Source organism: Massilia sp. Mn16-1_5 (genome assembly GCF_004798585.1).
GTDB lineage: Bacteria > Pseudomonadota > Gammaproteobacteria > Burkholderiales > Burkholderiaceae_D > Telluria.
In genome coordinates this window covers 54,739-76,809 of the sequence record NZ_PPXQ01000015.1, presented here as the reverse complement: position 1 = coordinate 76,809, position 22,071 = coordinate 54,739, and the positions used below count along the sequence as shown (strand labels likewise).

25 protein-coding genes are annotated in these 22,071 nt (G+C 64.5%); 18 read left to right on the top strand and 7 right to left on the bottom strand.

Translation table 11 applies throughout. The features are described from left to right. Positions 1 to 5: 5 nt before the first annotated feature. Both C2862_RS18195 and petA read right to left on the bottom strand, forming a co-directional pair. The gene (locus C2862_RS18195; RefSeq protein WP_136221546.1) at positions 6 to 1,418 is read right to left on the bottom strand and encodes a cytochrome b N-terminal domain-containing protein; all 1,413 of its coding nucleotides are present in this window, start codon (positions 1,416 to 1,418) and stop codon (positions 6 to 8) included. A gap of 1 nt (position 1,419) precedes the next feature. Further along, positions 1,420 to 2,034 carry a ubiquinol-cytochrome c reductase iron-sulfur subunit gene (gene petA, locus C2862_RS18190; RefSeq protein WP_136221545.1) on the bottom strand — a complete coding sequence of 205 codons (615 nt, stop codon included), beginning with the start codon at positions 2,032 to 2,034 and terminating at the stop codon, positions 1,420 to 1,422. Positions 2,035 to 2,266: 232 nt separating this feature from the next. On the opposite strand from petA, the gene mscL reads away from it, so the two are divergent. Genes mscL through C2862_RS18170 form a run of 4 tightly spaced genes read left to right on the top strand, consistent with a single transcriptional unit; the run spans position 2,267 to position 5,000 of the window. Beyond that, a complete protein-coding gene (mscL, locus tag C2862_RS18185; RefSeq protein ID WP_136221544.1) occupies positions 2,267 to 2,701 on the top strand; it encodes a large conductance mechanosensitive channel protein MscL in 435 nt (144 codons plus the stop codon). Between the two features lie 42 nt (positions 2,702 to 2,743). Continuing rightward, positions 2,744 to 3,892, top strand: coding sequence for a Do family serine endopeptidase (locus tag C2862_RS18180; protein ID WP_210736060.1), 1,149 nt, complete (start codon positions 2,744 to 2,746; stop codon positions 3,890 to 3,892). Between the two features lie 25 nt (positions 3,893 to 3,917). After that, on the top strand, positions 3,918 to 4,610 hold the full coding sequence (locus C2862_RS18175) for a DUF2461 domain-containing protein (protein ID WP_136221543.1): 693 nt from the start codon (positions 3,918 to 3,920) through the stop codon (positions 4,608 to 4,610). Positions 4,611 to 4,619: 9 nt separating this feature from the next. Next, the gene (locus C2862_RS18170) at positions 4,620 to 5,000 is read left to right on the top strand and encodes a cupin domain-containing protein (protein ID WP_168710103.1); all 381 of its coding nucleotides are present in this window, start codon (positions 4,620 to 4,622) and stop codon (positions 4,998 to 5,000) included. Between the two features lie 58 nt (positions 5,001 to 5,058). On the opposite strand, the gene C2862_RS18165 is transcribed toward C2862_RS18170, so the two are convergent. From C2862_RS18165 to C2862_RS18145, 5 genes are all read right to left on the bottom strand, one after another. Continuing rightward, a complete protein-coding gene (locus C2862_RS18165; protein ID WP_229467501.1) occupies positions 5,059 to 6,072 on the bottom strand; it encodes an NAD(P)H-dependent glycerol-3-phosphate dehydrogenase in 1,014 nt (337 codons plus the stop codon). A 26-nt stretch (positions 6,073 to 6,098) separates the two neighbouring features. Next, a complete protein-coding gene (locus tag C2862_RS18160) occupies positions 6,099 to 6,542 on the bottom strand; it encodes an SH3 domain-containing protein (RefSeq protein WP_136221541.1) in 444 nt (147 codons plus the stop codon). Between the two features lie 182 nt (positions 6,543 to 6,724). Next, positions 6,725 to 7,186 (bottom strand): protein-export chaperone SecB, encoded by a 462-nt coding sequence (gene secB / locus C2862_RS18155; RefSeq protein WP_136221540.1) that lies wholly within the window; start codon positions 7,184 to 7,186, stop codon positions 6,725 to 6,727. Positions 7,187 to 7,329: 143 nt separating this feature from the next. After that, entirely contained in the window at positions 7,330 to 7,593 is a 264-nt protein-coding gene (grxC, locus tag C2862_RS18150) for a glutaredoxin 3 (protein WP_136221539.1), read from the bottom strand. Between the two features lie 22 nt (positions 7,594 to 7,615). Next, on the bottom strand, positions 7,616 to 8,017 hold the full coding sequence (locus C2862_RS18145; RefSeq protein WP_136221538.1) for a rhodanese-like domain-containing protein: 402 nt from the start codon (positions 8,015 to 8,017) through the stop codon (positions 7,616 to 7,618). 127 nt (positions 8,018 to 8,144) lie between these two features. On the opposite strand from C2862_RS18145, the gene gpmA reads away from it, so the two are divergent. From gpmA to gspE, 14 genes are all read left to right on the top strand, one after another. Then, positions 8,145 to 8,891, top strand: a complete 747-nt coding sequence (gpmA, locus tag C2862_RS18140) for a 2,3-diphosphoglycerate-dependent phosphoglycerate mutase (RefSeq protein ID WP_136221537.1) — start codon at positions 8,145 to 8,147, stop codon at positions 8,889 to 8,891. 3 nt (positions 8,892 to 8,894) lie between these two features. After that, positions 8,895 to 10,310: a murein hydrolase activator EnvC gene (locus C2862_RS18135; RefSeq protein ID WP_373888263.1), complete on the top strand. Its 1,416-nt coding sequence runs from the start codon at positions 8,895 to 8,897 to the stop codon at positions 10,308 to 10,310. A gap of 11 nt (positions 10,311 to 10,321) precedes the next feature. Then, a complete protein-coding gene (locus tag C2862_RS18130; RefSeq protein ID WP_136221536.1) occupies positions 10,322 to 11,797 on the top strand; it encodes a S41 family peptidase in 1,476 nt (491 codons plus the stop codon). A 78-nt stretch (positions 11,798 to 11,875) separates the two neighbouring features. Beyond that, a complete protein-coding gene (locus C2862_RS18125; protein WP_136221535.1) occupies positions 11,876 to 12,637 on the top strand; it encodes a molybdopterin-synthase adenylyltransferase MoeB in 762 nt (253 codons plus the stop codon). A 113-nt stretch (positions 12,638 to 12,750) separates the two neighbouring features. After that, the gene (gene gspG, locus C2862_RS18120; protein ID WP_136221534.1) at positions 12,751 to 13,203 is read left to right on the top strand and encodes a type II secretion system major pseudopilin GspG; all 453 of its coding nucleotides are present in this window, start codon (positions 12,751 to 12,753) and stop codon (positions 13,201 to 13,203) included. A 6-nt stretch (positions 13,204 to 13,209) separates the two neighbouring features. After that, positions 13,210 to 13,710 (top strand): GspH/FimT family pseudopilin, encoded by a 501-nt coding sequence (locus C2862_RS18115; protein WP_136221533.1) that lies wholly within the window; start codon positions 13,210 to 13,212, stop codon positions 13,708 to 13,710. Then, complete coding sequence (gspI, locus tag C2862_RS18110) at positions 13,707 to 14,087, top strand: type II secretion system minor pseudopilin GspI (RefSeq protein WP_136221532.1); 381 nt, start codon at positions 13,707 to 13,709, stop codon at positions 14,085 to 14,087. The genes C2862_RS18115 and gspI overlap by 4 nt, the downstream gene beginning before the upstream one ends. Beyond that, positions 14,084 to 14,692 carry a type II secretion system protein J gene (locus C2862_RS18105; protein WP_136221531.1) on the top strand — a complete coding sequence of 203 codons (609 nt, stop codon included), beginning with the start codon at positions 14,084 to 14,086 and terminating at the stop codon, positions 14,690 to 14,692. The genes gspI and C2862_RS18105 overlap by 4 nt, the downstream gene beginning before the upstream one ends. Further along, entirely contained in the window at positions 14,692 to 15,801 is a 1,110-nt protein-coding gene (gspK, locus tag C2862_RS18100; protein WP_229467500.1) for a type II secretion system minor pseudopilin GspK, read from the top strand. The genes C2862_RS18105 and gspK overlap by 1 nt, the downstream gene beginning before the upstream one ends. Before the next feature lie 17 nt (positions 15,802 to 15,818). Continuing rightward, positions 15,819 to 17,027, top strand: a complete 1,209-nt coding sequence (gene gspL / locus C2862_RS18095) for a type II secretion system protein GspL (protein ID WP_136221530.1) — start codon at positions 15,819 to 15,821, stop codon at positions 17,025 to 17,027. Next, positions 17,024 to 17,545, top strand: a complete 522-nt coding sequence (gene gspM, locus C2862_RS18090) for a type II secretion system protein GspM (protein ID WP_136221529.1) — start codon at positions 17,024 to 17,026, stop codon at positions 17,543 to 17,545. Before gspL ends, gspM begins: the two co-directional genes overlap by 4 nt. Further along, complete coding sequence (gspN, locus tag C2862_RS18085; RefSeq protein ID WP_136221528.1) at positions 17,542 to 18,315, top strand: type II secretion system protein N; 774 nt, start codon at positions 17,542 to 17,544, stop codon at positions 18,313 to 18,315. Before gspM ends, gspN begins: the two co-directional genes overlap by 4 nt. Continuing rightward, positions 18,315 to 20,630, top strand: coding sequence for a type II secretion system secretin GspD (gene gspD / locus C2862_RS18080; protein ID WP_136221527.1), 2,316 nt, complete (start codon positions 18,315 to 18,317; stop codon positions 20,628 to 20,630). Before gspN ends, gspD begins: the two co-directional genes overlap by 1 nt. A gap of 7 nt (positions 20,631 to 20,637) precedes the next feature. Continuing rightward, positions 20,638 to 22,071: a type II secretion system ATPase GspE gene (gene gspE, locus C2862_RS18075; RefSeq protein WP_136221526.1), complete on the top strand. Its 1,434-nt coding sequence runs from the start codon at positions 20,638 to 20,640 to the stop codon at positions 22,069 to 22,071.

Sequence of the window (22,071 nt, the reverse complement as noted above, 5' to 3'; positions counted from 1 at the left end):
TGGGATCAATGCGGGTGGAAGGTCACGCGCGTCGGCACCGGCTTGAACCGGCCGGCGGCGCTCCACCACGGCATCAGGAGGAAGAAGCTGAAGTACAACAGCGTGCAGACCTGGGAAACCAGCGTGTAGGCCGGCGTCGGCAGCTGGGTGCCGAGGTAGCCGAGCGCGATGAAGGCCAGGCCGAACAGCACGTAGAGCCACATGTGCCATTTCGGACGATAGCGGATCGAACGTGCCGGCGAGTGATCCAGCCACGGCAGTGCGCCGATGATCACGACGGACGAGCCGAACAGCACCACGCCCCAGAATTTCGCTTCCAGCGTCAGCATGCCGATGATCAGGACCAGGCCGATCACGGCGGCCGCTACCTTGCCCTTGTACGACAGGCGCGACTTGATCCAGAGGAAGACGACATACAGCACGACCGCGGCAATCACCACGTACATGAAGTCGGCCGTGGTGGCACGCAGCACCGAGTAAAACGGCGTGAAATACCAGGTCGGCGCGATGTGCGGCGGCGTCTTCATCGAATCGGCCGGAATGAAATTGTTGTACTCGAGGAAGTAACCGCCCATTTCCGGCGCGAAGAACACGACCGCCGAGAAGATCAGCAGGAACATCGAGACGCCGAACAAGTCTTTCGTCGAGTAGTACGGGTGCGAAGGAATCGCGTCCAGCGGATGGCCGTCAGGGCCGAGGTGTTCCTTGACTTCGATGCCGTCCGGGTTGTTCGAGCCGACTTCGTGCAGCGCGATCAGGTGCGCCGCGACCAGGCCCAGCAGCACCAGCGGCAGGGCGATGACGTGGAAGGCGAAGAAGCGGTTCAGAGTCGCGTCCGACACCACGTAGTCGCCGCGGATCCACAGCGACAGGTCAGGGCCGATGACCGGGATCGCACCGAACAGGTTGACGATCACCTGGGCGCCCCAGTACGACATCTGGCCCCAGGGCAGCAGGTAGCCGAAGAAAGCCTCGGCCATCAGGCACAGGAAGATCGCGAAACCGAAGATCCAGATCAATTCGCGCGGCTTGCGGTAGGAACCGTAGAGCAGGCCACGGGTCATATGCAGGTAGACGACGATGAAGAAGGCCGAGGCGCCGGTCGAGTGCATGTAGCGCACCAGCCAGCCCCAGGGCACGTCGCGCATGATCGTCATCTCGACCGAATTGAAGGCCAGGGCGGCGTCCGGCTTGTAGTGCATCGTCAGGAAGATGCCGGTAACGATCTGCAGCACCAGGATCAGCATCGCCAGCGAGCCGAACAGGTACCAGATATTGAAGTTTTTCGGGGCGTAGTACTTGCCCCACTGGTCGTTCCAGAGTTTCGACAGCGGGAAGCGGTCGTCGATCCAGGCCAGGGCCTTGTGGCCGGCCGGCGCGTTGGCCGGCAGTTTGGTTTCCTTGAATGCCGCGCCCATGTTATGCCTCGCCTTTCTCGTCTTTGCCGATCACGAGCTTGTTATCGGACAGGTACATGTACGGCGGGATGTCCATGTTCGTCGGCGCCGGCTTGTTCTTGAACACGCGGGCCGACAAATCGAAGGTCGAGCCATGGCAAGGGCAGAGGAAGCCGCCGTGCCAGTCGTCGGGCAGGTTCGGCTGCGGGCCTTCGGCAAAACGGGAGGAGGGGGAGCAACCCAGGTGCGAGCAGATGCCGACGGTGACCAGGACTTCCTTGTGCTCGGCACGCGAACGGAATTCGTTCTTGGCGTACTCCGGCATGTCGATCTGGTAGATCTTTTCGGATTTCGGGTCGGCGACAAGATTGTCGTTCTTCGGGATGCTGGCCATCATTTCCGGCGTGCGGCGCAGGATCCACACCGGCTTGCCGCGCCATTCGACGACCTTCATTTCCCCGGGCTTGACGTCCGAGATATCCACTTCGACCGGAGCGCCGGCAGCTTTCGCCCGCTCGGAAGGTTGGAACGTGCTGACCAACGCACCTGCCGTGGCCACACCGACTACGCCTCCCGCCGCACATGTCGCGACGAGCAAGCCACGCCGGCCTGAATCGACCTGCTTTTCATTACTCATACCAACCCCACTCCGTGAAATTACGAAACTTGAGAATCAATTAAGAGCTTGCAGCAACACAAAATTATATGTGAATGGCAATCTTTATTGGAGAAAAAATATTGAGTGTGCGGTAGCGATGGAATGTGCGTCCCGGGAAACCGGTGCCAGGCCCGTGAAACGTGGTGCGCACGATCGAAAAGCGCTTGCGGTATCATCGCCTTGGTCAATTCGATAACCCGGGGAGAATACGATGTCGATGATGAGTGAGTTCAGGCAATTCGCAATGCGTGGCAATGTGGTCGACCTGGCGGTCGGCGTGATCATCGGCGGCGCATTCGGGCGCATCGTCGATTCCCTGGTCCAGGATGTCATCATGCCGCCGATCGGCAAGATCTTCGGCGGTCTCGATTTCGCGAATTACTATATACCCCTGAATAACCAGGCGACAGGCCTGGCACTGGCCGAAGCGAAAAAAGCCGGTGCGGTCATCGCCTACGGCAATTTCCTGACGATTTTGCTGAACTTCATCATCCTCGCCTTCATCATCTTCCAGATGGTGCGCCTGATGAACCGGATGCGCGAGCGCCTGGTTCCGACCGAGGCGGCAGCGGCGCCGGCCACGCCGGAAGACATCCTGTTGCTGCGCGAAATCCGCGACTCGCTGCGCCGCCCACCCACACAGTAAAACGTGAAAGACGATATCGTCACCCTCCGCCCGGCCTCGCCCTTGCGACGGCTGTGGCTGCTGTTCGCCCAGGTGGTGACGGTCGCACTCGCCCTGTATTTCGTCGTGTCGGCCCTGCGTCCCGACTGGCTCGGACGCGTGCCGGTGCAGGTACCGGTTGGGGCCGGCGCGCGCGGCGTGCCTGTCCTGCAGTCGCAGTCGGGCCCGCCGACGGCCAGCTACCGCGAAGCCGCCGGGCGGGCGATGCCGGCGGTCGTCAACATCCTCACCAGCAAGGCCTCGCGCGAAGCCCATCCGATATTAAAAGATCCGTTCTTCCGGCGCTTCTTCGGCGACCGCATGCCGCCGGAAGAGCAGATGTCGAGCCTCGGTTCGGGCGTGATCGTGAGCGGCGAAGGCTATATCTTGACCAACTTCCACGTCGTGGAGGGAGCCGACCAGATCGAAGTCGGCCTGGCCGACGGCCGCAAGGCGGCGGCGCGCATCGTCGGCACCGATCCGGAAACGGATCTCGCCGTGATCCGCATCGGCGAGCGCAACCTGCCGGTGATGGTGCTGGGTGAACCGGACGAGGCGCGGGTCGGCGACGTCGTGCTGGCGATCGGCAACCCCTTCGGGGTCGGCCAGACCGTCACCATGGGCATCATCTCGGCCGTGGGACGGAATAACCTGCACATCAACCACTTCGAAAATTTTATTCAGACCGACGCGGCCATCAACTTCGGCAATTCAGGCGGCGCCCTGGTCGACATCCAGGGCAACCTGCTCGGCATCAATTCGGCGATCTATTCGCAGACCGGCGGTTCGATCGGCATCGGTTTCGCGATTCCCGTTTCCACCGCACGCACCGTGCTCGAATCGATCATCAAGAACGGGCAAGTGGTGCGCGGCTGGATCGGCATCGAGTCGCAGGACATCACGCCCGAGCTGGCCGACAGTTTCGGTTTGGGGCGCAGCAGCGGCGCCATCATTGCCGGCGTGGTGCGCAACGGCCCGGCGGACCGCGCCGGCGTGCGCCCGGGCGACATCCTGCTCGCCGTCGAAGGGAAAATCGTCAAGAATACCGGCGACATGCTGAACCTGATCGCCCAGCTGGCGCCCGGCGCCAAGGCAAAACTCAAACTCATGCGCCAGAACCGCGAATCGACGGTCGATGTCACCGTTGGCAAGCGCCCGCGCCCCTCCCCGTAATTTTTATTTTATTTCCGGACCTTCCATGCACCTGCGTGACTTGACGCAATTTCTTAGCGAGCTGAGCGAAAACAACACCCGTCCCTGGTTCATCATGAACAAACCGCGCTACGACATCCTGCGCGAGGAATTCCAGGTCGTGGTGACCGAACTGATTCGAGAACTGAGCAAATTCGACCGCCAGGTCGCCGCCGTCGATCCAAAGAAGGCGATGTTCCGCATCAACCGCGACATCCGCTTCTCGAACGACAAAACCCCCTATAAAACCCGCTTCTCGGCCGGCATCACGCCGAACAACAAGCGCCGTCCCAGCGAAGGCGGCGGCTCGACCTATTATTTTCAAATCGACGGCAATGGCACCCTCGGTATCGGCGCCGGCGAATATTTGCCCCCGGCTGCGCGCCTGAAAGCGATCCGCGAACACGTGGTCAACGATGCGACAGGTTTTACGAAAGTGTTAAAGAATAAACACCTGCGCGCGACCTATGGCGACCTGCTCGACGAAGACAAGCTGCAGCGCCCGCCCAAGGGTTTTGATCCGGCCCACCCGCACATCGAGCACATCAAGCTGAAAAGCTTTTTCGTGTGGACGGAACTGCCGCTGCGGGTAAACGATCCGGACGAGCTGGTGCCGAGGCTGGCGCGCGGATTCAAGGATGCTTTCGCGCTGGTGACCTGGCTGCGCGAGGTGCCGCACACAACCGAAGAATCTGAATAAGGAGGCGACATGGCCTTGCAACACGCAGCATCGGGCGAACGGATCGCCTTGCAACGGGGCGAAGACGACATTGCCAACTTCACGTCGATCGCGCTGGCGAAGACCGATCACATGGAACTCATTCGGCTGATCGTCCCCAAGGACAAGCCGATGCCGGAGCACCGGGTCGAGGGAGAAGTGACCTTGCTGTGCCTGGAAGGCGAGATCATCGTCGATGCCCACGGCAACAGCGTCGTGCTGCGTCCGAACGAGATGATGTATTTGATTGGCGGCGAACCGCATGGCATCCGCGCCAACGAGGATGCCGTGGTCCTGATGACGATTCTATTGGGGCCGGTACGCACCGGCGGGCCGACGCATACTGGTGCTGGCGCAGGGCAGGATAAGTAGTATTGGTGTAGGGTGGGCGCCCCGTGCCCACCATAACGCAGCGCAGTGCTACCGTCGATTACGCCAATTCATTCCGCGGATCGCGCGCCAGCAACTGCTTCGCCATCTCCGCCGCGTCATAGCCGTCGAACAGCACCGCCGCCACCGCATTCGTGATCGGCATGTCGACGCCGAGTTTTGCCGCCAGGTCGCGCACGGCCTTCGAGCACGGCACCCCTTCGGCCACATGACCGAGTTCGGCGACGATCGTCGCCAACGGTTTGCCTTGCGCCAGCGCCAGGCCAACGCGGCGGTTGCGCGACAGGTCTCCGGTGCAGGTGAGGATCAGGTCGCCCATCCCCGTCAGGCCCATGAAGGTGTGGGCCTGGCCACCAAGCGCCATGCCGAGGCGCGTGATTTCCGCCAGCCCGCGCGTGATCAGGGCCGCGCGTGCATTCAGGCCAAGGCCGAGGCCGTCAGCGGTGCCGGTCGCGATCGCCAGCACATTCTTCACCGCGCCGCCGACTTCCACGCCGACCACGTCGTCGCAGGCATACACGCGCAGGTTGCCGCCGTGGACCGTGGCGACGACGCTGTCGCGCAGGGCTTTCGAGCTCGAGGCCACTGCCAGCGCGCAAGGCAGGCCGCGCGCCACTTCCTGCGCGAACGAGGGGCCGGACAAGGCCGCACCCGGTACCGCGTCGCCCAGCACCTCGCGCACCACCTGGTGCGGCAGCAGGCCGGTGCCGTACTCAAAACCCTTGCAGAGCCAGACCACGTTCGGGATCGCGCGTCCCTTCAATTGTTCCAACAAGGGACGCAGGCCGGCCACCGGGCAGGCGGCGATCAGCAGGGGGGCCTCGTCCGGGCCGGCATCGAGCACATGCGCCAGGGCTGCCTCGAAATCCGCGCTCACGCGCAGGCTGTCGGGCAGCGGCTGGCCGGGCAGGTAGGTCGTGTTCTCGCGCGCCGCTGCGGTTGCGGCCATCTGCTCGGCGTTGCGGCCCCAGAGCAGCACGTCGTGCCGCGCGGCCACCGCGATGGCGACGGCCGTGCCCCAGGCTCCCGCGCCGAGCACAGTGATCTTGTTCATTTTCTTGGTTTCTTGCATGGTTAGATTCAGATGCCCCATACCTCGGCCGCGCGCACGAAGCCGGCGATGCCGTCCTGGTGCCGTACGCGCACCCATTCGTTCGCCTGGGGATCGACCAGTTCGAGCAGCACGCCCTTGTCGGCTGTCATCAGGATGGTCGCATTGTCGTCGGCGGCGGCGCGCACCCTGGCAAACGGCACCTTGACGACGACATTGCGCCGGGCCGACAGGCCTTTCGATTCGGTCCAGGCCAGTTCGCCCTCGACGTCGCGCACCTTGACCCAGTCGCCGTAGCGCGCCACGATCTCGACCGGCATGCCGCGCGGCGCGATGTAGCGCTTGATTCCCTTCACCGACGGCGCATCGTAGAGCACGACCGAAGGCGAACCGACCGAACGGAAGTCGGCGGCGCAGGCATTCACGCAGGCCAGCATCAGCAGCACGGGGGAAAACAAGCGGGAAATCGTCATGGCAGGATCCGGGCTCGGTAAACCAGACGCCAATATGGCAGGAAGGGCATCCGCACCGGGCTTTTTCGATGTGAAAAAGGCGCGGCAAGGATGCCCATCACGGATCTCCCGGTGATTCCGGACTTAGAGCGGGTCCTTTGGACCGGCTCCAAGGGCGGAATGACCGGGGTACTCTTACTAACTTAGTTTGCCGGTGCGGCTGCAGCGGCTTCAGCCATCGCCTGGCGGCGCTGCTGGTAGAACACTTCGAAGTTGATCTCGGCCAGGTGCACTGGCGGGAAGCCGGCACGGGTGATCACGTCGGCGATGTTCGAGCGCAGGTACGGGTAGACGATGTTCGGGCAGCCGATGCCGAGCAGCGGATCCATCTGGTCGGCAGGGATGTTGCGTGCTTCAAAGATGCCGCCTTGCTTGCCTTCGACCAGGAAAGCGACCTTGTCCTTGACCTTGGCGGTCACGGTGATGGTCACGGTCGACTCATAGATGCCATCGGCGATTGCTTCAGCGCCAACGTCCAGCGACACCTCGATGGTCGGGGCTTCCTGCTCGAGGAAGATGGCTGGGGAATTCGGTTGCTCCAGCGACATGTCTTTCAGATAGACGCGTTGGATTTGGAAGACTGGTTGCAGATTTTCGTCAGACATGGAACGCTTTCGTTATGGGGTAAAAGGAACGGCAAAGCGCCGCCCCCGGTGCGACTTGGAGTCAACGCAGCGGCAATTGTATCAAAATCAATTTGGATAACAATACTTACTGCGGGGCGCTTTTTGCCCCGCCTCGTTCCGCCTTACTCCCCCTTGAGCAGCGGATCCAGCCGCCCCGCCTGGTCCAGCGCGTACAAATCGTCGAAGCCACCGACGTGCGTCTCGCCGACATAAATCTGCGGCACGGTACGGCGGCCCGTCTTTTGCATCATGATCTGGCGCTGTTCCGGGTCGAGGTCGACACGGATGCGCTCGATCTCGGTCACGCCCTTGGCTTCGAGCAGGCGCTCGGCACGAACGCAGTAGGGGCAGCTGGCGGTGTGATAGAGGACAACGTGGGCAGTCATAATATTTCCTTCCTGTCTTGATTTACTTGGTTGTCGGCAAGCCGGCAGCCGTCCAGGCCGTCATGCCGCCGTCCAGGCTGAGCGCGTCCTCGAAGCCGGCCGCCTTCAGCTGGCGTACGGCTTTATCGGAACGGGCACCGCTCTGGCAGACGACGACCAAGGTACGGCCTTTCGACTTTTCCAGCTCGCCGATACGATTGCTCAAGTCTGCCAGCGGAATGTTTTTCGCGTCGCGCACGTGGCCGGCCGCAAATTCGTCGGCGCCGCGCACGTCCAGGATCGTGGTCTTGCCACGGTTGATCAGCTGGGTCACCTGCAGCGCGGTCGCGCGGCGGCCCTTCGGTGCCAGGGCTGGCCACAGCAGGGCGCCACCGGAAACGACGGCAATAGCGACGATGAAGATATTATCGAGGATGAATTTCACAAGGCTTCCAATGGTTGAACGCAATCCGGCCATTATAAAATAGAAGCCGGACAGGAATATTTTTGGCCTCGATCGTTCGCAGCGGGTGCCTCTGCAAGTTTTTTAAAAACCGTAAAGAAGAGCATTTATGTACAAAATCGTATTCATGCGCCACGGCGAATCCACCTGGAACCTGGCGAACCGTTTCACCGGCTGGGTCGACGTCGACCTGACCGACAAGGGCATCAACGAAGCGAAGACCGCCGGCCGCGTCCTGCGCGAGGCCGGTTTCAAGTTCGATCTCGCCTACACCTCGGTGCTGAAACGCGCGATCCGCACCCTCTGGCTGGCGCTCGACGAAATGGACCAGATGTACCTGCCGATCAAGAACGACTGGCGCCTGAACGAACGTCATTACGGCGCCCTGCAGGGGCTCGACAAGGGAGAGACCGCCGCCAAGTATGGCGACGCGCAAGTGCTGGTCTGGCGCCGCAGCTACGACACCCCACCCCCAAGCCTGGAAGCGAACGACGACCGCGCCTCCTTCAACGACCCGCGCTACGCCGGCCTCAGCAAGGAGCAGATCCCGCTGACCGAATGCCTGAAGGACACCGTGGCACGCGTGATGCCGGTCTGGGACGAGGAAATCGCCCCCGCCATCCGCGCCGGCAAGCAGATCCTGATCTCGGCTCACGGCAACAGCCTGCGCGCCCTGATCAAGATGCTCGACAACATCAGCGACAGCGAGATCGTCGGCCTGAACATCCCGAACGGCCAGCCGCTGGTCTATGAACTGGACGAGAACCTGAAGCCGATCCGCCACTACTACCTGGGCGACCAGGAAGCGATCGCCGCCGCGACCGCAGCCGTGGCGAACCAAGGGAAGGCGAAGTAAGTCTTGCGCCTTTCTATCCAGAAGTCGGCCGCCGGCGTCCTGCTGTGCGGCTTGCTGGCCCTGTCCGCGGCAGGTACTGCCGCGGCCGCCAAGCCTACCGAACGCAGCAAGCAAAAAGCGGCGGCGGAGGCGCAGCGCGCCGGTATCCAGCAAAAGCTCACGGCACTGAAAAAAGAAATCAGCCGTACCGAGAGCGAAAAAGAGGACGTGGCCGACACCCTGGCCGAGTCGGAAGAGGCGATCTCGAACGCGAACCGCGCGCTGCGCGACCTGAACCAGGAAACGCTCGAGACCAATGTGCGCCTGCAAGACTTGGCCGGCGAACAGGAACGCCTCGCACAAACAATTGTCGGTCAAAAGAAACAATTGTCTGCTCTGCTGCGCGAGCACTATGTAGCAGGCAATGAAGACAGGATCAAACTGCTGCTGTCGGGAGACAATCCGAACCGCATCAACCGCGACCTGCAGATGATGGCCTATGTCTCGCAGGCGCAAGCGAAATTGCTGGCCGCGCTGAACGCGAACCTGGCGCAAGTCGAGGCGAACAAGGAAAAAGTAGAAAACGCCAAGGTCGAACTCGAGGAAATCGCCGAAGAACAGCGCGACCAGAAAGCCGTACTCGAAAAGGAAAAAGCGCGCCGCGCCGCCTTGCTGAACGAGCTGTCGGGCAAGCTGGTGGCCCAGCGCAAGCAGGCCGAGAACCTGCAGCGCGACGAGCAGCGCATGAGCGGGCTGGTCGACAAGCTGACGCGATTGATCCGCGAACAGGCGGAAGCCGAGCGCAAGCGCCAGGAAGCCCTGGCGGCAGCCCGTGCCAAGGCGAAAGCCGAGGCCGAAGCCCGTGCCCAGGCCCGCGCCGCCGCCAAGGCCGAACGCGAACGCCTGGCGCGCGAAGCGGCGAAAGCCGGCAAGCCGGCACCGAAACCCTTGCCGCCGGAACCGGAAGAACCGAAGGTGGCCGAGCAGCCGGCGCAGGAAGAGCGTAAACCCGACATTTCGCTCGCACCCGCGGCCCCGGCCGGCGCCTTTGCCAGCATGAAAGGGCGCCTCAATTCCCCGGTCAGCGGCACCATCGCGGCGCGCTTCGGCGCCAAGCGCGGCGGCGACGGCCCGAGCTGGAAAGGCATGTTCATCAAGGCGCCGGAAGGCACCGAAGTGCGCGCCGTGGCGCTGGGCCGCGTCGTGCATTCGGGCTGGATGCGCGGCTTCGGCAATCTGATCATCGTCGACCACGGCGGCGACTATCTGTCGATCTACGCCAACAATCAAACCTTGCTGAAACGCCTGGGCGATGCGGTACGCGCAGGAGAGCCGATCGCGAGCGCGGGTAACACCGGCGGTAACGAGGAATCAGGGCTATACTTTGAGCTCAGGCATCTGGGCAAGGCCTTCGATCCGGCAAGCTGGATCAAATTCTAGGGGCGTCAGCGATGGGTAACAAAGTGAAAAGCATGGGCCTGGTCGGCCTGGGTGTCGTGGCCGGCGTGGCGCTGACGGTGCAGGTTTCGGCCTGGGCGCAAAAGGGAGCGGACAGCCCCTTGCCGCTGGACGAACTGCGCCAGCTGGCCGACGTCTTCGGCCTCATCAAAAGCGATTACGTGGTGCCGGTCGAGGACAAGAAGCTGCTCTCCGAAGCCATCGGCGGCATGGTCGCCTCGCTCGACCCCCATTCCGTCTACCTCGACCAGAAAGCCTACCGCGAGATGCGCGAAAGCGTGCAAGGTAAATTCGTCGGGGTCGGCATCGAGGTGGCGGCCGAAGACGGCTACGTGAAAATCGTCTCGCCGATCGAGGATTCCCCCGCCTACCGCGCCGGCATCAAGGCCGGGGACCTCATCACCCGCATCGACAACGTCCCCGTCAAAGGTCTGTCGATCGACGACGCCATCAAGAAAATGCGCGGCAAACCAGGCAGCAAGGTGACGCTCACGATTGCCCGCCGCGGCGAGGACCGCCCCTGGGTAGTGCCGGTCACACGCGAGGAAATCCGGGTCCTGAGCGTCAAGGCCAAGATGGTCGAGCCGGACTATGCCTGGGTGCGCATCAGCCAGTTCCAGGAGGCGACCCTGGACGAGCTGGCAAGCAAGACGGCGGCCCTCTACGCCGACAATCCGAACATCAAGGGTTTGATTCTCGACCTGCGCAACGACCCGGGCGGCTTGCTGCCGGGCGCGATCGGCGTCTCGACCGCCTTCCTGCCGAAGGAAGAATTGATCGTCTCGACCAAGGGACAATTGGCCGACTCGAACCAGAGTTATTACGGCCGGCGCGAATTCTATGCGCCGCGCGGCCAGGATCCGCTGGCAAAAATGCCGGCCGCGCTGAAAACCGTGCCGATGGTGGTGCTGGTCAACGGCGGCTCGGCCTCGGCCTCGGAAATCGTCGCCGGCGCCTTGCAGGACTACAAGCGCGCGATCGTGATGGGCAGCCAGACCTTCGGTAAAGGTTCCGTGCAGACGCTGCGTCCACTGTCCGCCGACACCGCGATCAAACTGACCACGGCGCGCTACTACACGCCGAAAGGGCGGGCGATCCAGGCCAACGGCATCGTGCCGGATCTGGCCGTCGAAGAAACGGCCGAGGGCGACGGCCTGAACGCGCTGCGCGTGCGCGAAGTCGACCTGCAGCGCCACCTGAACGGCGAAAACGAAAAGCCGGGCACGCCCGCCAAGGATGCGCGCGACGGCGCCGAACAGAAGCAGCGCGCGCTGGCCCTGCTGAAGAACCGCAAGCCGCTCGAGCTGGGCGGCAAGGACGATTTTCAACTGGCCCAGGCTTTGAATCATTTCAAGGGCTTGCCAGTCAAACTCGCCAAGCCGGAAGCGGTCGAGGTGACGCCGCCGGCACCGAAGGAATTGCCGGGCGCGGAAACGAAGCCGCCTGAGCTGAAGGGTTCGAAGAAGTAAGCCGGTTGAACGCGTGGACGGCGCAAACGTACCGTGCGCGCCGATGACCGGGGAGAGCCGTCCACCCTACGTCCACTCATGAACGACAACCAGCTCCTGCGCTACTCGCGCCACATCCTGCTCGACGAGATCGGCATCGAAGGCCAGGCACGCCTGCTGACGGCGCATGCGCTCGTCATCGGTGCCGGCGGCCTTGGCTCGCCCGCTGCCCTGTACCTGGCCGCGAGCGGTGTCGGCCACATCACCCTGGTCGATGACGACGCCGTCGACCTGACGAATTTGCAGCGCCAGGTGATGCACACGACCGAACGCATTGGCGTATCAAAAGTCGAGTCCGGCCGCGCCGCCCTGCACGCCATCAACCCCGACGTCACCGTCACCGCCCTGTGCGAACGCGCCGATGACGCACGCTTGCGCGAACTGGTGGGCACTGCCACGGTCGTGCTTGACTGCAGCGACAATTTCGCCACCCGCCATGCCGTGAACCGCGCCTGCGTCGCCGCCGGGGTGCCGCTGGTGGCCGGAGCGGCGATCCGTTTCGACGGCCAGTTATCCGTGTTCGACCCACGGCGCGCCGACTGTCCCTGCTATGCCTGCGTTTTTCCCGAAGACAGTGGTTTTGAGGATGTGGCCTGCAGCACCATGGGCGTGTTCGCCCCCCTGGTCGGCATCGTCGGCGCGGTGCAGGCGGCCGAGGCCTTAAAACTGGTCGTCGGGATCGGCCAGCCGCTGGCTGGACGCCTGCTGCTGCTCGACGGACGCGCCATGGAATGGACCGAGATTCGGGCGGCGCGCAATCCAGCGTGTTCTGTCTGTCAGGAAAGACCTGCGCACGGCTGAGAAAGCGCAAGGATTTGCTCTGCAATACAATGGCGCACCGCGAGCAGTGGCCGCTCCCGGCATTCGGCCTTATACTAGGCCGATTGTTCCGATCCACCTTACCAAGATTGACTATGCAGATCGTTTCGCACCGCGCAGTTGGCCAGCGTCTCGCACGCGGCTTCACCCTCGTTGAAATCATGGTTGTCGTGGTCATCATCGGCATCCTCGGCGCCCTGGTCGTGCCAAAACTGCTGGGCCGTACCGGCGAGTCGCGCGTGGTCGCGGCCAAGACCGACATCGCCACCCTGATGCAGGCCATGAAGCTGTATAAGCTGGACAACCAGCGCTATCCGACCACCGAGCAGGGCCTGCAAGCCCTGACCACCAAGCCGACCTCGGGTCCGGCAGCCAATGGCTGGAAAGAAGGCGGCTACGTCGAAAAGCTGCCAAAGGATCCTTGGGGTAATTCTTACCAATACCTGTCGCCTGGCCTGCACGGCGAGATCGACATCTTCTCGTTCGGTGCCGACGGCCAGGCCGGCGGCGAGGGCGAAGACGCCGACGTCGGCTCCTGGCAGGGGTAAGTCGCCATGGCTGGCGTCGCGACGCCGCGCAGAGACGAGGGGTTTACCCTTGTTGAAATCCTGGTCGTGATGGTCATCATCGGCATCACGCTCGGGATGGCCTCGCTCAACGCGATTCCCAGTCCGCGCCAGGACCTCGAAAACGAGGCCAAGCGCCTGACCCTGCTGCTGCAGCTGGCGCGCGATGAAGCCATCGTGCGCAACCGGCAAGTCAGCTTCGAAGCCACGCCCGAGCGCTACCGTTTCCTGGTGCGCAACGACACCGGCTGGGTGCCCGTTACCCAGGACGATTTATTGCGCGAACGGGCTTTCAAGAACGCCCCGGTGCGCCTGCTGCTCGACCCGCCGGCCGCCGGCATCCAGGGGGAGACCATGCGCGTGACCTTCGGGCGCGAGCCGGTCGACAAGCCTTTTGTTTTGACCCTGGCCAGCGGCAACAACAGCGTCGGCATCCGCGCCGATGGCGTGGGCCATTTCACGGTCATCGAACCGGGAGAGCAGCAGTGAAGCATCCGCAGCGCCATGCCGGTTTCACCCTGCTCGAAGTGCTGGTGGCGCTCGTCATCGTCGGCACCGCGCTCGGCGCCGGCCTGCGCGCGATCGGCAGCCTGGCCTCGAACGGCGCCGGCCTGCGTGCCTCCATGATGGCGACCTGGTCGGCCGAGAACCGCCTCGTGCAGATCCGCCTGAACCGCGAATTCCCTGAAATCGGCAAGCGCAGCTACGCCTGCGGCCAGGGCGACCTGCGCCTGATGTGCCAGGACGAAGTGCTGGCCAGCCCGAATCCCCAGCTGCGCCGCGTCGAAGTCTCGGTCTTCGACATGGACAATCCGGACCGCCGCATCCTGAAACTGGTCCAACTCGTCCTGAGGCCCACCTCATGAAGCGGGCGCGCGGCTTCACGCTGGTCGAACTCCTGGTGGCGATCGGCATCCTGGCCATGGTGGCCGTGCTCGGCTGGCGCGGCCTGGACGGCATCGTGCGTGCGCGCGTCGCCCTGACCGACCAGATGGAAATGACGCGCGGCATGCAGCTGGCCTTCGCCCAGATGCAGAGCGATTGCGAGCACACGGTCGACGCCGCCATGCTCGGACGCCGTCCCTTCCTGGAGCAGGCCGACAACCGCCTGACCCTGGTGCGCACCGTCTTCAACGAAAACGAACCGGCACGCCTGCAGGTCATTTCTTACCGCCTCGTCAACGGCCAGCTGACCCGGCGCGAATCGAACACGACCCGTGACCTGATCGAACTCGATGCGCTGTGGCAGGCCTCGGTCAGCGATACCGATCCGACCCCGCCGGTGACGCTGCAGGGCGGCGTCCAATCGATGGCCGTGCTCGTCTGGCAGAACAATGCCTGGCAAAAGCAGCCGATGGCGACCGCCCAGGGCGGCGTCGTGCCTTCGGCCATCACCGGGGTGCAAGTGGTGCTGGCCGCGCGCAACTTCCCGCAGCCGCTTACTAAATCCTTCCTGCTGGGGAGCATCTGATGCGCAAGCCGATGCTTCGCTTCCCCCGGCGCCAGCGCGGCGTGGCCGTCATCACCGCCTTGCTGCTCACCACGCTCGCGATTTCCATCGTCGCCAGCCTGTTCTGGCAACAGCAGGTGCAGGTGCGCTCGATGGAAAACCAGAGACTGCACCTGCAGACGCGCTGGATCCTGCGCGGCGCGCTCGACTGGTCGACCCTGGTGCTGCGCCAGGATGCCTACAACAACCGCTACACGGCGCTGACCCAGGTCTGGGCCACGCCCCTGGCGGAAACCCGGCTCGACCAGTACATCGAACGCGAACGGGTCGAAGGCGAAGTATTCAATGCCAGTCTTTCCGGCAACATCGAGGACGCGACCTCACGTTACAATCTGCGCAACCTGGCGAGCAAGACCGCGAATGGCGCCGTGGTCGATGCGGCCAACCTGGCGGTCTTCCAGCGCCTGCTGACCAGTTTGCAGATCAATCCGGCGCTGGCGAAAACGGCGGCGAACCTGATCGCCGGCAGCCAGCCGGCCGTCGTTGCCGCCGGCACCGTGGACCCGGTCACGGGCCAGGAAATCGGCGGCCAGGAAAGCGATCCCAGCGAGGGTGGCACCCCGGCCGGGGACGGAGTACAGGCGAGCGGCGCCGACGCCGGCGGCGAGGTGGCCGACCCGGCCGCGACGATTCCGGTGAATCGCACAGGCCTGGGCACGCCGATCAAGTTCCTCGAAGTCGAGGATTTATTGGCGGTGCGCGGCCTGACGCCGGAAATGCTGGAAAAGCTGCGCCCCTTCGTGATCGTGCTGCCGGAACGCACGCCGATCAACGTGAACACGGCCTCGGCCGAAGTGCTGGCGGCGGTGATCCCGAATTTTTCGCTGTCGGAAGCGAAGTCCCTGCTGGCGCGGCGCCGCAACGTGCCCTGGGATGACATCGGCAAGTTCCAGACCGAGATTTCCGGGCGCACCCCGCTGGCCGATTCGATCAGCGTGAAAAGCGACTGGTTCCTCGTGAACAGCCATATCCGCCTGGACCGCGCGGCATTGAATGCACAGTCGCTGATGCAGCGCAGTGCCAATCCGATCGGTGGTGGTGTAAAGATCGTTTGGGTTCGTCAAAACTAACAAGAAAGCGAGACGGTTTGACTACACTTTATATCCGGCATCCGGCGCGCGCAGAAGGGGAGGGCGCGCCATGCCGTTATGCCGTCGTCGGCGACGGCGGCAGTATCGAAGGGCAGGGAGAAGGCGCACTGCGCAACCTGACCGACGTCGTCGCCGCCAGCCGCCGTGTCGTGCTGCTGCTGGCCGGCACCGACGTCAATCTGCTGTCGGTGCAGATGCCGCCCCTGACCGGCGCGCGCCTGAAAGCGGCACTACCGGGCCTGGTCGAAGAACACATCCTGGGTGACCCGGCCGATACCGTGCTGGTGGCGGGACCTGCGGCCGCCGACGGCACTCGTCCGGTGGCGGTGGTCGCGCGCGACTGGTTCGAGCCGCTCGTGCGCACCCTGCTGGCCCAGGGCGCGCGCAGCGTCGTGGCCCTGCCGGCGCAGCTGTGCCTGCCCTTGCAGCCGGGCGGCGTCAGCGCAGCCCTGAACGGCGCCGAGCTGCTGCTGCGCCAGAGCCAGTACGGCGGCCTCGGTCTTGCACTCGACGCCAATCCGGCCAGCGCCCTGCAGACGGCGCGCGCGCTGGCGGGCGATGCGCCGCTCACCCTGTACGTGCCGCGCGAGCAGTTGGGAGAATACGGCGTGCTGCTGGCCGAAGCCGGTCCCGGTACGGTGCTGGAAGCCGACGATTGGGCGCACTGGATCGCGGGTGCAAAGAGCACCGCCTTCGACCTGGTGCCCGGTCTCGGCAGCGCCGGTGCGCGCCAGACCGACTGGCGCCGCTGGCGCGTGCCGATCGCCCTGGCTTTCCTGGGCATCGTCGTCAACCTGGCCGGCATCAACATCGAGTGGCTGCGCCTGCGCGGCGAGGCCGAAGGCGTGCGCAAGCAGATGGAGCAGACCTTCCATACGGTGTATCCGAACCAGCCGATGGTCGATCCGGTCGCGCAGATGCGCCAGGGCATTGCACGGGCCCAGGCCGGCAGCGGCCAGATCGGTGGCGACGAATTCATCTACCTGGCAGGCGCGCTCGGCGACGCAAGCCGGGAATTGCCGCGTCCGCCCGGAATTACCTCAATCGAATACAAGGAACGCGCGTTGCGGGTGCGGGTCAAACCGGAAACGGTCGACCCCGCCGCCCTGCGTCAGCTGCAGACGGCTCTGGCCGCGCGCAGTCTTTCACTGGAAGCCGCCGCACCTGACAACTGGCTGGTGCGCAGTACGGGAGCCAAGCCATGAGTCTGAACACGACTGTCGGCCGCGCGCGCGAACGCGCCGCCGGCTACTGGATCGCACGCAGCGAGAAGGAACGCCGCTACCTCGCCGCCGGGTTCGGCGTCGTCCTGCTGGCGCTGGTGTACACGGGCCTGATCGAGCCGGCCGTCGAAGGCCGCGCACGGCTGCAGCGTTCGCTGCCCGAGCTGCGCCAGCAGGCCGCCCAGCTGGCCGGCATGGCCGACCAGGCGCGCGCGCTGGCGGGGCAGACGCCGGCGCCGGTCACGCCGATGACGCGCGAAAGCCTGATGGCCAGCCTGAGCGCGCGCGGCATCACGCCCGGCTCGCTCACGCTGACCGGAGAGTTCGCACGCATGCAGGTCACCGGCGTCTCGTTTGCCAACCTGGTGTCCTGGCTCGATGCCCAGCGCCGCGAGAACCGCATCGCCGTCCAGGAAGGCAGTTTTACCGCGCAAGACCCGGTGGGGCAGGTCGACGCCAACCTGACGCTGCGCCAGGATAACGGGACCGCTCCCCGATGAGACGCGGCCTGGCATGGCTGCTCGTAGTCGCCCTGGCGATCGCGCTGACGGTATGCATTTTCCTGCCCGCCAGCTGGCTCGGCACGATGGTGGAACGCCAGACCGGCGGCCGTTTGACTCTGGGGGATGCGCAGGGTACGCTCTGGAACGGCTCAGCTTTCGTGGGCGGCGCGCCGGGCGAAGGCGGATCGGTGACGCCGCTGTTGCCGGGGCGCTTTGCCTGGCGCCTGTCGCCGCTGGTGCTGGTCGGCCGGGTCGACATGCAGCTGGAAAACCCGCAGGCCCTGGCCCAGCCGGTCCAGCTCACGGGCAGCTGGTCGTCGTGGCAGGTCAGTGCAGGACAATTGCTGTTGCCGGCGGAAGGCCTGGCCGGATTGGGTGCGCCGCTGAACACGCTGGTGCCCTCGGGCGTGCTGCGCCTGTCGTGGGACCGGCTCGACCTGACCCGCCAGCCGAACAGTGTGGCCGTTACCGGACGCACGATCCTGACGATGAGCGACATGGGTTCGCGCATGGCGCCGATCAAGCCGCTGGGCAGCTACGAGATGGTGATGGACTGGCGCGGCCAGCAGGCCGAGCTGGTGCTCCGCACGGTGCGCGGCGCTTTGCTGTTGTCGGGAAATGGAACATTGCAGAATGGACGCCTGCGCTTTTCGGGGCAGGCGTCGGCCGCCGAAGGCTATGAAGAGACCCTGGGCAATATGCTCAACCTCCTCGGCCAGCGCCGCATGGTGAACGGTAAAAACATAATCGCATTAGAGTTCAGATAATGAAAACATCCTTCCGTAGCACCCCCGAAATCTCGCCACTGCGCCCGAGCTTGCGCCGTATCGCCGCAGGCGCCCTGCTGTGCTGCGCGGTGGCCACGGCCTTGCCGCCGACTCCCGCCCAGGCCCAGGAAAATTCCGCGGCCCTCTCTTTCGTGAACGCCGACATCGAATCGGTGATCAAGGCGGTGGGCCACTACACGGGGATGACCTTCATCATCGACCCGCGCGTCAAAGGCACGCTGACCCTGGTGTCGGAAAAATCGCTGACCAAGAGCCAGGCCTTCGGTTTGCTCACCTCGGCCCTGCGCCTGCAGGGCTTTACCGTCGTCACGACCGGCGAGGGCTATGCCAAAGTGGTGCCGGAAGCGGAAGCGAAGCTGCAATCCTCGCCGACCATGGTGGGCAAGCGCGGCACCCGCGTGCAAGGCGACCAGATCGCGACCCAGGTGTTCCACCTGTCGTATGAATCGGCCGCCAACCTGACGGCCGTGCTGCGCCCGCTGATCTCGCCGAACAACTCGATCATGGCCAATCCGGGCAACAATAGCCTGGTCATTACCGATTACGCCGACAACCTGCGCCGCCTGTCGCGCATCATCGCCGCGCTCGACGCGCCGGTGGCCGCCGACCTCGACGTTGTGCCGATCCGCAACGGTATCGCCAGCGACATCGCGACGCTCGTCTCACGCCTGATGGAGCCGGCCGCCGGCGGCGATTCCGGCCGCGTCACCATCCTGGCCGATTCCCGCACCAACTCGGTCGTCGTGCGCGCCCCCTCGCAGGCACGCGCCAATCTCGCCAAGTCGCTGATTGCCAAGCTCGACCAGGCGACCACCGAGAAGGGCAACATCCACGTCGTCTACCTGAAAAACGCCGACGCCAGCAAGGTCGCGCAAACCCTGCGCGCCGTCGTCTCGCAGGATGCCTCGGCGGTGCCGGTGACGCAGCAGGGCACGACGGGCGGCTCGATCCAGGCCGGCAGCCAGAGCGGCACCGGCGGCGGCCTCGGCGGTGGCCAGCAGGGCCAGCAAAGCAGCATCGGCGCCGGCGGTACCGGCGGTACCTTCGCCCAGCAGGGCCAGGCGACCAGCGTCGGCGGCGGCGGCGGACAGGGCTCCGGCTTCATCCAGGCCGACGCCTCGACCAACAGCCTCATCATCACCGCGCCGGATGCGATCTACCGCAACCTGCGCGGTGTCATCGACCAGCTCGACGTACGCCGTGCCCAGGTCTATATCGAAGCCCTGGTCGTGGAAATGAATTCCCAGAAAGCTGCCGAGTTCGGCGTGCAATGGCTGGGCCTGTCGGGCAGCGATACCAGCAAATACCGGGTCGGCGGCATCCAGTCCTTCAATTCAGGCAGCGCCAACAACATCGTCAACCTGGCAGCCGCGGCGCGCGCCGGCTTTGGCTCGGGCACCAGCAGCTCGGTGCCCTCGCTGCCCGGCCTGACGCTGGGCATTTTTAAGCAGATCAACGGCGAGCTCGGCTTAGGCGCCGTGGCCAGCGCACTTGAAAACGAGGGCGCCGCCAACATCTTGTCGACACCGAACATGATCACGCTCGATAACGAGCTGGCGACGATCAAGGTGGGCCAGAACATTCCGATCATTACGGGTTCGTTCACGACCGGCACCAGCGGCGCGAATAATCCCTTCCAGACCGTGGACCGCAAGGACATTGGCCTCTTGATGAAGGTGCGTCCGCAGATCTCCGAAGGCGGCGTCATCAAACTGTCGATCTACCACGAGAATTCGGGCATCGACAATTCGGTGGTCCGCGCCGAGGGCATCGTCACCACCGTGCGTGCGATCGAAAGCAATATCCTGGCCGACGATGGCCAGATCATCGTGCTGGGTGGCCTGATCCAGGACAATGAAGACCACGGCGAAGAAAAGGTGCGTGGCCTGGGCGACATCCCGGTGCTGGGCAACCTGTTCAAGTACCGCAACCGCACCCGGAATAAAACCAACCTGATGGTCTTCCTGCGTCCGGTGGTGGTGCGCAGCAAGGAGCAGAACAACGCCATTTCGCTCGACCGCTACGAATACATGCGCGCACTGGGCGCGAGCAGCCGTCCGCAAGACGACACCATCCTGATGCGCAACCTGGGTGCGCCGGAACTGCCGCCGCTGACCAACGGCCAGCCGCCGGCGGGCGGTACCATGGCGACGATGCCGCCGCCGGCGCCGCCGACTGCCCGTCCGGGCGCGGCCACCGGCCCCGGCACGGGCAGCCAGCCGTCCATGCAAGCCCAACCGAACCAGGCGCCCGTGCCCGAATTTCGCCCGGTGACGCCGCCGAACCAGAAGTGATTTCATCATGACCAATCTGTTGCCTTACGCCTTCGCCCGCGATCACGGGGTCCTGGCGCGCACCGGCGACGACACGGCTCCGGGCGCGGGACAAAGCATCGAGGTGCTGGTGTCGAGCAGCACGCCGCCGGCCGCCATTGCCGAGGTGTCGCGCCGTTTCGGCCGCATCGCCCTGCGCCGCGTCGACCGTAGCGAGCTCGACGACGCGATCGCGGCTGCCTATGCCGCTGCCGGCGGCGACGCCAACCAGGTCGCCGACGAATTCGACGCCGACCTCGACCTGACGCGCCTGCTGCAGGACGTGCCGGCCATCGAAGACCTGCTCGAATCGTCCGACGACGCGCCCGTGATCCGCATGATCAATGCGCTGCTGACGCAATCGCTGCGCGAAGGGGCGTCGGACATCCACATCGAACCTTTCGAGCAGACCTCGGTCGTACGTTTTCGCATCGATGGCGCCCTGCGCGACATCGTGCGTCCACGCAAGGGCATTCACGCCTCGTTGATTTCGCGTATCAAGATCATGTCGCAGCTCGACATCGCCGAAAAACGCCTGCCGCAGGACGGCCGCATTACGCTGCGCGTGGGCGGCAAACCGGTCGACGTGCGTGTTTCCACTTTACCGACCGGCCACGGCGAACGCGCCGTGCTGCGTCTGCTCGACAAGGAAGCGGGGCGGCTCGACCTGTCTCACCTGGGCATGAGCCCGGACCTGCTGCCGCAGTTCGACAAGCTCATTAACCAGCCGCACGGCATCGTCCTGGTCACAGGTCCGACCGGTTCCGGCAAGACGACGACCTTGTACGCGGCCTTATCTCGCCTGAACGCCTCCACCACCAACATCATGACGGTGGAAGACCCGATCGAGTACGACCTGAACGGCGTCGGCCAGACCCAGGTCAATGCCCGTATCGACATGACCTTCGCGAAAGCCCTGCGCGCGATCCTGCGCCAGGATCCGGACGTCATCATGATCGGCGAGATCCGAGATTTGGAAACGGCGCAGATCGCGGTCCAGGCCTCGCTCACCGGCCACCTGGTGCTGGCGACCCTGCACACCAACGATGCCGCCGCGGCCGTCACCCGCCTGCTCGACATGGGTATCGAGCCGTTCCTGCTGTCGTCGTCCTTGCTGGGCGTGATGGCCCAGCGCCTGGTCCGCAAACTCTGTTCGCACTGCAAGACGAGCGACGGCGTGCACTGGCATGCGGTCGGCTGCGAGCGCTGCGGCCATACCGGTTACCACGGCCGGGTCGGCGTCTACGAATTGCTCGAGACGGACGAGGGGATTCGCGCCCAGATCCACAACCAGGCCTCGGAAGCCGAGATTCGCGCCGCGGCCCAGCAAAGCGGCATGCGCACCATGCGCGAAGACGGCGAGCGCTGGCTCAAGGATGGCACCACGACGCAGGCCGAGCTGTTGCGCGTCACCAAGGACTAA

Excerpts from the sequence above, each read along its gene's own strand:
- C2862_RS18195 (WP_136221546.1), bottom strand. The coding sequence starts at position 1,418 with ATGGGCGCGGCATTCAAGGAAACCAAACTGCCGGCCAACGCGCCGGCC.
- petA (WP_136221545.1), bottom strand. The coding sequence starts at position 2,034 with ATGAGTAATGAAAAGCAGGTCGATTCAGGCCGGCGTGGCTTGCTCGTC.
- mscL (WP_136221544.1), top strand. The coding sequence starts at position 2,267 with ATGTCGATGATGAGTGAGTTCAGGCAATTCGCAATGCGTGGCAATGTG.
- C2862_RS18175 (WP_136221543.1), top strand. The coding sequence starts at position 3,918 with ATGCACCTGCGTGACTTGACGCAATTTCTTAGCGAGCTGAGCGAAAAC.
- C2862_RS18170 (WP_168710103.1), top strand. The coding sequence starts at position 4,620 with ATGGCCTTGCAACACGCAGCATCGGGCGAACGGATCGCCTTGCAACGG.
- C2862_RS18165 (WP_229467501.1), bottom strand. The coding sequence starts at position 6,072 with ATGAACAAGATCACTGTGCTCGGCGCGGGAGCCTGGGGCACGGCCGTC.
- C2862_RS18160 (WP_136221541.1), bottom strand. The coding sequence starts at position 6,542 with ATGACGATTTCCCGCTTGTTTTCCCCCGTGCTGCTGATGCTGGCCTGC.
- secB (WP_136221540.1), bottom strand. The coding sequence starts at position 7,186 with ATGTCTGACGAAAATCTGCAACCAGTCTTCCAAATCCAACGCGTCTAT.
- grxC (WP_136221539.1), bottom strand. The coding sequence starts at position 7,593 with ATGACTGCCCACGTTGTCCTCTATCACACCGCCAGCTGCCCCTACTGC.
- gpmA (WP_136221537.1), top strand. The coding sequence starts at position 8,145 with ATGTACAAAATCGTATTCATGCGCCACGGCGAATCCACCTGGAACCTG.
- C2862_RS18130 (WP_136221536.1), top strand. The coding sequence starts at position 10,322 with ATGGGTAACAAAGTGAAAAGCATGGGCCTGGTCGGCCTGGGTGTCGTG.
- C2862_RS18125 (WP_136221535.1), top strand. The coding sequence starts at position 11,876 with ATGAACGACAACCAGCTCCTGCGCTACTCGCGCCACATCCTGCTCGAC.
- gspG (WP_136221534.1), top strand. The coding sequence starts at position 12,751 with ATGCAGATCGTTTCGCACCGCGCAGTTGGCCAGCGTCTCGCACGCGGC.
- C2862_RS18115 (WP_136221533.1), top strand. The coding sequence starts at position 13,210 with ATGGCTGGCGTCGCGACGCCGCGCAGAGACGAGGGGTTTACCCTTGTT.
- C2862_RS18105 (WP_136221531.1), top strand. The coding sequence starts at position 14,084 with ATGAAGCGGGCGCGCGGCTTCACGCTGGTCGAACTCCTGGTGGCGATC.
- gspK (WP_229467500.1), top strand. The coding sequence starts at position 14,692 with ATGCGCAAGCCGATGCTTCGCTTCCCCCGGCGCCAGCGCGGCGTGGCC.
- gspM (WP_136221529.1), top strand. The coding sequence starts at position 17,024 with ATGAGTCTGAACACGACTGTCGGCCGCGCGCGCGAACGCGCCGCCGGC.
- gspN (WP_136221528.1), top strand. The coding sequence starts at position 17,542 with ATGAGACGCGGCCTGGCATGGCTGCTCGTAGTCGCCCTGGCGATCGCG.
- gspD (WP_136221527.1), top strand. The coding sequence starts at position 18,315 with ATGAAAACATCCTTCCGTAGCACCCCCGAAATCTCGCCACTGCGCCCG.
- gspE (WP_136221526.1), top strand. The coding sequence starts at position 20,638 with ATGACCAATCTGTTGCCTTACGCCTTCGCCCGCGATCACGGGGTCCTG.